A 5951-nucleotide genomic window follows, 5' to 3' on the forward strand; every position below is an offset into this window, starting at 1 on the left:
ATCGTCCGCGCTTACATCGAAGGCATCGCGGCGTTAAAAACGCGCAAAGCGCAAGCGCTCAAGTTGCTGGAAAAATATATGGGACAGCGCGGCGGCAGCGCGGACGCGCACTATGAATTCGTCAGCAAATATTTGGATTCCATTCCGCGTGTCGATCCGGCGGCGGTGGACACGGTGCTGGAGATGGTCGGCGCCAAGGGCGCGGTGAAAACCGCGCTGTTCGATAACTCGATCGTCGACCGCCTGGCGCGCGACGGTTTTATCGACAAGCTATATAAAGGAGCGAAGCCATGACCGAAAAGCAGTGGCGCGAGTGTCTGGGTGAGTTGGTGCGCGATTACATGCGCTCGCCCGAGATGGACTTTTACTTTTCCATCAAGATGAACAAGCCGAGAGCGGCGGTCATGGTCAAGCAGCAGAGCTTGTTCGTGCGCCACCGGCGCGAGTGTTGGGCCCATGTGTCGGCCAACTGCCCGGTGATGGGCGTCAAGCAGCGCATCTTGGAGCATGAGTATGAAGAGATCGTTCGCGACGACTATTCGGATTATGGCCATCTACACTTGATCATTCGCCAGGGAAATTCCGTCGAGCTCGCGCCAGAGGAGATTCTCAACGCCGAGCCGACACCGGAAACCCGCGCCGCGCTCTATGCCTGGTCGTGGATGACCAGCGAAATGCCCTGGACCGAGTCGCTCACCGGCATGACCATTACCGAGTGGTGCAACGACGACCGTTTGCTCGGCGACTTGGGCGGCGGTCAGTCGACGCGCATGGCGAAAAAATGGATGGATGAGATGGGATTCAGCTGGAAACAGATTCCTAATATGCACGCACATAGCAAGGCCGACGAGAAACATAGCGATATGTTTCTGCCCTTTCTCGCCGCGCATGCTACTGGCGACAGAGAAGCGCCGGCGATTCAAACCGCGAAAGACTCGCTGGCTTTCAACGCCATGTATCGCAAAGGCATTGCGCTGGCGCAGGAGAAGATTTCGCTGTGAGTTTCGCTTTGACATTACGCTGGACGAATCTTGCCGCGGTTTGGCTCTTGTTCATTTGCTCGATTTCGCTGGCTCAGGCGGCGGACCCGAAGATGATCGAAGCGGCGAAGAAGGAAGGCGGACTCGATTGGTGGAGCACCATCGCCCAGGATCAATCGCAAAAGATCATCGACGAGTTTATGAAGCGTTATCCCTTCATCAAGGCGAGTTATTGGCGCAGCGGCACGGTAGGCCTGCACAATAAGATCCTGATTGAAGATCGCGCTGGCCGCACGAGTTGGGATGTAGTGTCGCAAACGGCGCCGGAATTCATCGTCGAGCTTAAAGTTCGGAAACTGATCGCCGCGTACAATTCTCCGGAGCGGCGCAACTTCAGCGCCGATTTCAAAGACAAAGAGGGCTTTTGGACCGGGACGTACGCGCTGCCCACCGGGCTCGGCTTTAATACCCAGCAGGTCAAAACCAATGATGTGCCGAAAAGCTATCAGGAACTGCTCGATCCTAAGTGGAAAGGGCGGAAAATCTCCGTCGATGATGAGAGTTACGAATTGTTGATCGGCTTGATCCAGTCATGGGGCAAAGACAAAGCTGTCGAGTATCTCAAACGGGTCGCGGCTCAGGAGCCGATGATCGGCCGTGGTCACAGTCAGCGCACCCAATTGTTGGCGGCCGGCGAATTCCCGCTGGCGATCGCCTATACCCATACCGTCGAGCACTCCAAATCCCAAGGCAATTCCGTGGACTGGGCCAATCTCGAACCGGTGGTGATCAAGTTCGACGGCATCATGCTCGGTTCCAAAGCGGCTCATCCCAACGCGGCGCGCTTGTTCATTGATTTTATTCTGTCCCAACCAGGGCAGCAATTGTTGCAGAGTTTTAACCGCGTGACGCTGCGCGAAGGCGTCGAGCCGAGTCCGTCGCGGTTGATCAAAGGATTCAAGCGCGTGGTCTTGCATCCCGAAAAAGCGCAAGACGCACAAGAGAGTTTGAAGCTTTATCGGGAAATTTTCAGCCTACCGTAGGTGTTTATGTTGAAACAGCTTCGGCTATGCAGGATGGTTGTCGCCGTTGTCGCGCTCATGGCGCCAGCAGCGGCGCACGCCGAACGGATCGTCTTCGCCTATCCCAGTCCGTCGACCAGTTTCCTGCCGCTAGTCGTGGCGCAGAAGCGTGGTTTCTTTGAATCGGAAAATTTACAGCCGGAATTGGTGCAGGTGCGGCCGGCGGTGGCGATCCCTGGTTTGACGATTGGCAGCATCGATTTCACCACGATTCTTGGCAGCGCCATCGCGGCGCGAATGCGCGGTGTGCCGCTGGTGATCACGGGTGTCTTCGCCGACAAGCCGATGGATTTTTTGGTCGGTGTGAAGACTATTTCATCGGCGCGCGATCTGAAAGGCAAAGTGGTGGGCATTAGCGCCTTTGGCACCGCAACACATTTTTTGACCGTGCGGCTCTTGCGCGGCTTGGGACTCGATCCGGATAAAGACGTGACGCTCCGGCCGGTGGGCGATGAGGGGCTGCGTCTGCAAGCGATCAGCACCGGTTTAGTCCACGCCTCGTTATTGGGATCGCAAGGAGCGATTCAAGGCGAGAAAGAAGGTTTGAATGTCATCGTCGCCGCCGCCGATGTGCTCGACAGCCTGCCCTTTGCCGGAGTGACGACTACCTTGGCGAAACTGCGCGACAACCCCGGTCAAATCAAAAGAGTTTTGCGCGCCGGCCTCAAGGGGCTTTGCTATGTCTTGGATAACAAAGCCGGCACCGTCGAGGTGATGCAGAGCTGGTATCGCGTCGACCGTGGAATCGCGACCGCGAGCTACGATTTGGCGCTCAAGTCCTATAGTCGAAACGGCGAAGTGAGCGAGAAGGGCGTGGCGCTGAGCATGGAATTTGCGCGCGCCAGCGGACGCTTCGACAAAGAGCCTTTGCCCGCCGAGATCACCGACTTCAGTTTGTTGCGCCAGGCGAAAAAAGAACTTTTCTGGCCTTGACGACGGGTTCGTCACCGCAGCCGCTGTGGGTTTGCACAACCGCCAGGTTCGGCATATTTTGTCGACAGAAACGATCTGGGCAAGAAATAAACAACTGCATTAGGAGGTTACTATGAGTCTATGGTCTAAGGTTAGAGAAGAACTAAACACGATGGTTAACCGCCATTTCGAAACCCCCGAGTACAAACAGTTGTTCGGCGTGAAGCTGACGCCGGCGCGGCAGGGGATCTGGGATTTGCATTACCCGCATTACATCAAGAGCCGGCGCGACTGTTGGGGCGCGGCCGCGGTCAGGGCGCCCCTCGATGTCAAACGGGCGATCTGGGAACATGAAAAAGATGAATTGATCTTCGATAAGCGCATGGGTTCGGCGCACCTGACCGACCAGCAGATGGCCGAAGCGGCGGCGGAAGCGAGCTTGCTTCCCGGCGTGCGCGCGGCGCTAATGGCGTGGATGTATCTCGCCACGACGCGGCCGTGGATCGAATCGTTGACGGTCAATCACATCACCGAGCGAAAAAACAATCCGGCCATCGTCAAAGGCGGCGGCTTCACGGCGCGCTTCGCGCACAAGAAGGTCGCCGATCAGGGCGGGACTATCGAAGGACTCGACATCAACACCAAAGTCCACATGGTCGCCGACGAAGATCACTCCGACATGTTCGAGCCGATCTACGATCGTCACATCACCGACGAGCGCATCGCCCAGGCGGTGATCCGTTCGGCATTGGACAGCCTCGCAGTCGATCGCGCCTATCGCAGCGCGCTAGCCACGGCCATGGCGGCGATCGCGGAGTCGGCGGCGGCGTAGCGCGCGAATGCTGTTTCGGGTTTCGAGTTCCGGGATTCGCGTTGATGCGGGCGATTAGCAATGTGATGGGAGCGCGGGTTTTCTAACCCGCCAGATATGTGGACAGGAATGTCCGCGCTCCCATTTCGTCAGCGAGATCTCTAGAGCCACGAAGGGGCTGCTTAATCAATCCACTTGCTATTGATTGTTTTTTAGCATGACTGACCGCGGCTACATTATCGCCGTCGTAGTGTGGCCGTTTATTTTTCTCGCGCCTTATACGATCAATAACGTCAGTATCGGTAACGACTTCGGCATTCTCTACTACGTTTACAAAGTTTATTTATTGTCGATGTTGGACGGCGGCCATTTCCCGCTGTGGTCGCCGACCGAGGGCGGCGGTTATCCGTTTTTCTCCAGCCCGTTTGCCCAAGCGTTTTACCCGCTCAATATATTGTACTTCGCTTACTACAAACTCTTGGGCCGTTTTGCGCCTTGGGATTATCAAATCTGGACGATATTCGGTATCAGCATCTTCGGCTTGGGCTTGTTCTTTTGGCTGCGCCGGTTGGCCGTGGCCGCGCCGGTGGCCCTGGTAGCCGTGATGATCTCTGTGATCAGTTTGAAGGTGGCCGAATTATTGCGCTTCCCCAATGCGTTGCACTGCGCGGCTTGGCTGCCGTGGTTGTTGTATGCGGCGACCGTCGCCACGGACGCACGGAAAGCAAAATTCGGCGCCACGGTGTTCGGCGCCGCCCTCGTGATGCTCCTGACGGCCGGCTATCCCTATTACATTGTTTACGCGTTGTTTTTGATTCCTGCCTATGTGCTTGCCATGGCATTCGCTTCTTCGCGCAATTTAATCATCGGCGCGGTGCCGGAGAATCCAAGCAGTTTTAGTCGCTATGCCATCCACATCGGTGCGGCCGCGGCTTGCGCCGGCCTTCTGACATTTCCTTGGCTGCGGCATATGCAGGTATTGATCGCTCAAACCGTGGATCGCGGCACGCCGAAGTTCGATTATGCGACAGCCTATGAGTTTGGTCCGATACAAACTCTCGGATCGTGGATCTTTCCGCCAGCATCGAACATGGAGGGCTGGTACTATTTCGGCATCGCGACGACGCTGTTGATCGCCTTCTACATCATTTCAGTTTTAGCAAACTTCGGCGTCGCCACGCGGGAGCGCTGGCTTTGCGTCTTACTCGTAGGATGGCTGGCCTTCGTCAGTTATTTTGCTTGGGGTCGCGAGTCGGCGCTGTTCACCTGGGCTTGGCATCATCTGCCGGTCTTCAATCAAATGCGCGCCTGGGGCCGGATGAATATTATTCAGGTGCCGATCATCGCGTTGCTGCTGGCTAAGGCGATCAACCACTTCATCACTCTTTCTGATCGCCAAATGGTCGGCGGCCGCAAGGGCTTTTGGATGATCTGCGCCATGCTGATTCTGACGCTCACGAGTCTCTGTACGCAACGCTACCTGATCGAGCAAGGCTGGTTCGATCATTATTGGAACTTTTATTTTAAGCATGCCGATCCCCGTTTCATCGCCCGTGACAGTATTTACGTGACTTTGAAAGAATTCTTCGACGAGCGTTTTTTTCTCGTCACCAGTGTTTCGATCGGAACCGTCTTGAGCGCTTTTCTGTTGGCCGCGCGCTGGAAAGCTTCAGGCGGCTCCGCGGTGTTTCTGAGAAGTGTGCTGCTGCTTACGGTGGCGGAGATGTTCGTCGTCAGCAACTCTCAGTGGGTGTCGCGCCGTCATTCGGTGAACGCGCGCAGTCTCGAGATCCCCAAAATGCTCGTGAGCGAGTTCTCGCATCCCAGATCGCTACCGGCGATTGTCATCATGTCGAGGGAGGCGCCGACGTTCAACCTCGGTCTGTTTCACAATTGGGGCTTCAAACGGCATGCCGACAATTATTTGAAGACCATGGACTACTACGGTCAGCGGCTGCCGGAGGTTTCACCGAGCGAGTTCGCCGCGGCCGAGCGATTCTACGGCGCCGATCAGAACGCGCAACGGCTGTTTTTCAGCACGCGCATCGATCAAAAAACCGTGGTAGATTTCATGAAGGATGTTGACGCCACCGAGCCGTTGGCCAAACCGACGACACAGATGGATTTTTACAACGGCGATGAATTACGTTTGACTGTCAATCTGCG

Annotated in this window: 5 protein-coding genes; all 5 read left to right on the forward strand. The window is 56.2% G+C overall.

The genetic code is table 11. The annotated features are described in order from the left end of the window. The first annotated feature begins 290 nt into the window (after positions 1–290). On the forward strand, positions 291–1001 hold the full coding sequence (locus EXR70_24745; protein MSP41706.1) for a hypothetical protein: 711 nt from the start codon (positions 291–293) through the stop codon (positions 999–1001). Next, entirely contained in the window at positions 998–2023 is a 1026-nt protein-coding gene (locus EXR70_24750; protein MSP41707.1) for an extracellular solute-binding protein, read from the forward strand. Before EXR70_24745 ends, EXR70_24750 begins: the two co-directional genes overlap by 4 nt. 6 nt (positions 2024–2029) lie before the next feature. After that, positions 2030–2995 carry an ABC transporter substrate-binding protein gene (locus EXR70_24755; protein MSP41708.1) on the forward strand — a complete coding sequence of 322 codons (966 nt, stop codon included), beginning with the start codon at positions 2030–2032 and terminating at the stop codon, positions 2993–2995. Positions 2996–3107: 112 nt separating this feature from the next. Further along, positions 3108–3806 carry a hypothetical protein gene (locus EXR70_24760; protein ID MSP41709.1) on the forward strand — a complete coding sequence of 233 codons (699 nt, stop codon included), beginning with the start codon at positions 3108–3110 and terminating at the stop codon, positions 3804–3806. 196 nt (positions 3807–4002) lie between these two features. Beyond that, a partial coding sequence (locus tag EXR70_24765; protein ID MSP41710.1) for a hypothetical protein occupies positions 4003–5951 on the forward strand: 1949 nt, incomplete at its 3' end.

This window comes from Deltaproteobacteria bacterium (assembly GCA_009692615.1).
Classification (GTDB): Bacteria; Desulfobacterota; Binatia; order UBA9968; family UBA9968; genus DP-20.

Bases quoted from the DNA above. Each gene is read 5' to 3' on its own strand.
- EXR70_24760 (MSP41709.1), top strand. From the start codon at position 3,108: ATGAGTCTATGGTCTAAGGTTAGAGAAGAACTAAACACGATGGTTAAC.
- EXR70_24745 (MSP41706.1), top strand. From the start codon at position 291: ATGACCGAAAAGCAGTGGCGCGAGTGTCTGGGTGAGTTGGTGCGCGAT.
- EXR70_24755 (MSP41708.1), top strand. From the start codon at position 2,030: ATGTTGAAACAGCTTCGGCTATGCAGGATGGTTGTCGCCGTTGTCGCG.